The organism is Streptomyces sp. KR55, from assembly GCF_052245645.1.
Classification (GTDB): Bacteria; Actinomycetota; Actinomycetes; order Streptomycetales; family Streptomycetaceae; genus Streptomyces; species Streptomyces flavusporus.
The window spans coordinates 1-2,767 of record NZ_JBQQCE010000774.1; the positions used below are offsets into that span (position 1 = coordinate 1).

The window sequence follows — 2,767 nt, forward strand, 5'->3', positions numbered from 1 at the left end:
GGGCAGCAGGGAGTAGCCCATGCGTTTCTCGAACTCAGCCGGCAGCGCGGGCGTCCACATCGTCTCGTCCGTCTCGAGTTCGATGGAGTCCTCGAAGAGGGCGCCGCCCGTCTCGCGCAGCAGCTTGCGGGTGCTCGCCGGAAGGAGGTGCCGCTCCCAGAAGTCGATGGCGGCGTGGGTGCCTTCGGCGCTGAAGTGGTCGATGACGTAGCTGAGCGGGTCGGTGTGGTGCGGACCCTCGGGGCGCTGGCCGGAGCCGCGCTCCCAGTAGGCGATGACGAGCCAGGCGCCGTCGTCGTCGGGAGCCGTCCAGCGGAGCTCGCCGTCGGCCATGGCGCCGGTGATGTCGGTGACCGTGGTCTGGTCCAGCAGCACGGGCCGGGCGGCGGCGTCGGTGATCCGGATCGCCTGGACCAGCTTCAACTCCTGCTTCGTGACGCCTTCGGCGGGCGGGGTGCCGGGTGCCGGAGGTGCGCCGGTCCAGCTCTGGCCCGCGGTGAGCGTGCCGGTACCGTGCGCGAGCTCCTGCACGGCGGCCGGGCTGTCGGGGGTGAGGGAGGGAACGGAGTTCGGCCACGCGGGTCCCAGGGTCAGGTCGACGGTGATGTCCCGCTTCCTCGCCTGCCGCAGGGCCGCCTCGACAGCCCTGACCCAGGCGGGTGTTCCCCAGCCGTAGCGGACCGGGTCGATCGTCTCGCCGCCCCGCATGCTGTGGGTGACGGCGGCGATCTCGACGCCGCCGAAGCCGGCGGCCGCGATCTGGTCGATCTCGCGGGCGATCTCGTCGGTGTCCACCAGGGCGTCGGGCCACCACCAGCGGAACTTCGGGCGCACGGCGGAGCCGGGGGCGGCGAAGGCGCGCGGCACGGCACTCCGTACGTCCGGCGAGGGCCCGTGTCCGGCGGACGGTGCCGCGCCCGCATCCGTGGCCGTGCCCCAGGGCAGGGCCATCGCCGCACCGGCCGCGGCCCCCATCTTCAGCAGCGCTCTCCGCCGCAGGCTCATGCCCGCCCCCTCGCCGTGCACTGTTCCGTGCACTCTTTGTTTGAACGATTCAAGAAATCTGGCGGAAACATACGGGCGCAGGCGCATCACGGCAAGGGGTCGGGCTCCTCATCGCAGAGTTTCCTTTCAAGCAGGCCCCTTGACCGGGCTCGCCGTGTGGCCCCAGAGTGACCGTCAGCTCTCCGAAACGTTTCAATCACGTTGCCCGAAGGAGCTCCACCCCGATGCCCCCAAATCCGCTGACGAGGCGTCACTTCATAGCGGGCACAGGTGCCGTCACCACAGCTGTCGCCCTGGGATCCGCGGCTACGGCCACCGCCGTCGACGCCGCGCCGGCCCCCGCCGCACGCATCGACACGCGGCACGCCTTCCGCCGCCCGGCGCTGTCCCCGTTCCCGCTGAGCTCGGTCAGGCTCCTCGAGAGCCCGTTCCGCGCCAACATGCGCCGCACCTGCGCCTATCTGCTCGCCGTCGACCCCGACCGGCTGTTGCACACCTTCCGCACCAACGTCGGTCTGCCCTCCGCGGCCGGGCCCTGCGGCGGCTGGGAGTCGCCGACGGTGCTGCTGCGCGGCCACACCACCGGGCATCTGCTCTCCGGTCTGGCCATCGCCCACGCCAACACCGGCGACGAGCCCTACGCCGCCAAGGCCCACCGGATCGTCGCCGCGCTCGCCGAGTGCCAGGCGGCCTCGCCCGCCGTCGGATACGGGCCCGGCTACCTCTCCGCCTTCCCCGAGCAGGTCTTCGACCAGCTGGAGGCCGGGGGCAAGCCCTGGGCGCCGTACTACACGATCCACAAGATCATGGCCGGGCTGCTCGACTGCCACCGACTCATCGGCAGCGCACAGGCGCTGGACGTGCTGCGCGCCATGGCCGCGTGGGCGGAGCGGCGCACCGCGGCGCTCCCGTACGCCACGATGCAGTCGGTGCTCAAGGTCGAGTTCGGCGGCATGAACGACGTGCTTGCGCGGCTCCACCAGGTCACAGGAGACCCGGCCCATCTGCGCACCGCACGCCGCTTCGACCACGAGGAGGTGTTCGGGCCGCTCGCGGCGGGTCGTGACGAGCTCGCCGGGCGGCACGCCAACACCGAGATCCCGAAGATCGTCGGCGCGGTCCACGAGTACGAGGCCACCGGCGACGAGCGTTATCTGCGGCTCGCCGAGTACTTCTGGCGCACGGTCGTGCGCGATCACTCGTACGTCATCGGCGGCAACTCCGACCAGGAGTTCTTCGGCCCGCCCGGAGAAATCGTCAGCAGGCTCTCCGAGGACACCTGCGAGAACTGCAACAGCTACAACATGCTCAAGCTGGGCCGGCAGCTCTTCCTGCACGACCCGGGCACGGCCGCCTACATGGACCACTACGAGTGGACCCTGCTCAACCAGATGCTCGGCGAGCAGGACCCCGACTCCGCCCACGGCTACGTCACCTACTACACCGGGCTGTGGGCCGGTTCGCAGCGGCAGCCCAAAGGGGGCCTCGGAGCCGCGCCGGACAGCTACAGCAGCGACTACGACAACTTCTCCTGCGACCACGGCACGGCGCTGGAGACCCAGACGAAGTTCGCCGACACCGTCTACGCGCACACGCCCGACGCCCTGTACGTCAACCTCTTCATCCCGTCCGAGGTCCGCTGGGACGAACGCGGCGTGACGCTCCGTCAGGAGACCCGCTACCCGGACGCCGAGACCGTCCGTCTCACCGTCGTCCGGGGAGGCGGGCGCTTCGCGCTGAGGGTGCGCATTCCCGGCTGGCT

The 2,767-nt window shown here is 70.9% G+C and carries 2 protein-coding genes; one reads left to right on the plus strand and one right to left on the minus strand.

Annotation, left to right across the window (positions count from 1 at the left end; genetic code table 11):
- Positions 1-1,005: glycosyl hydrolase (locus tag ACTWQJ_RS49830; protein WP_443312961.1), on the minus strand; the 1,005-nt coding region annotated here is incomplete at its 3' end.
- 224 nt (positions 1,006-1,229) lie between these two features.
- On the opposite strand from ACTWQJ_RS49830, the gene ACTWQJ_RS49835 reads away from it, so the two are divergent.
- On the plus strand, positions 1,230-2,767 hold a 1,538-nt coding region (locus tag ACTWQJ_RS49835), incomplete at its 3' end, for a glycoside hydrolase family 127 protein (protein WP_443312962.1).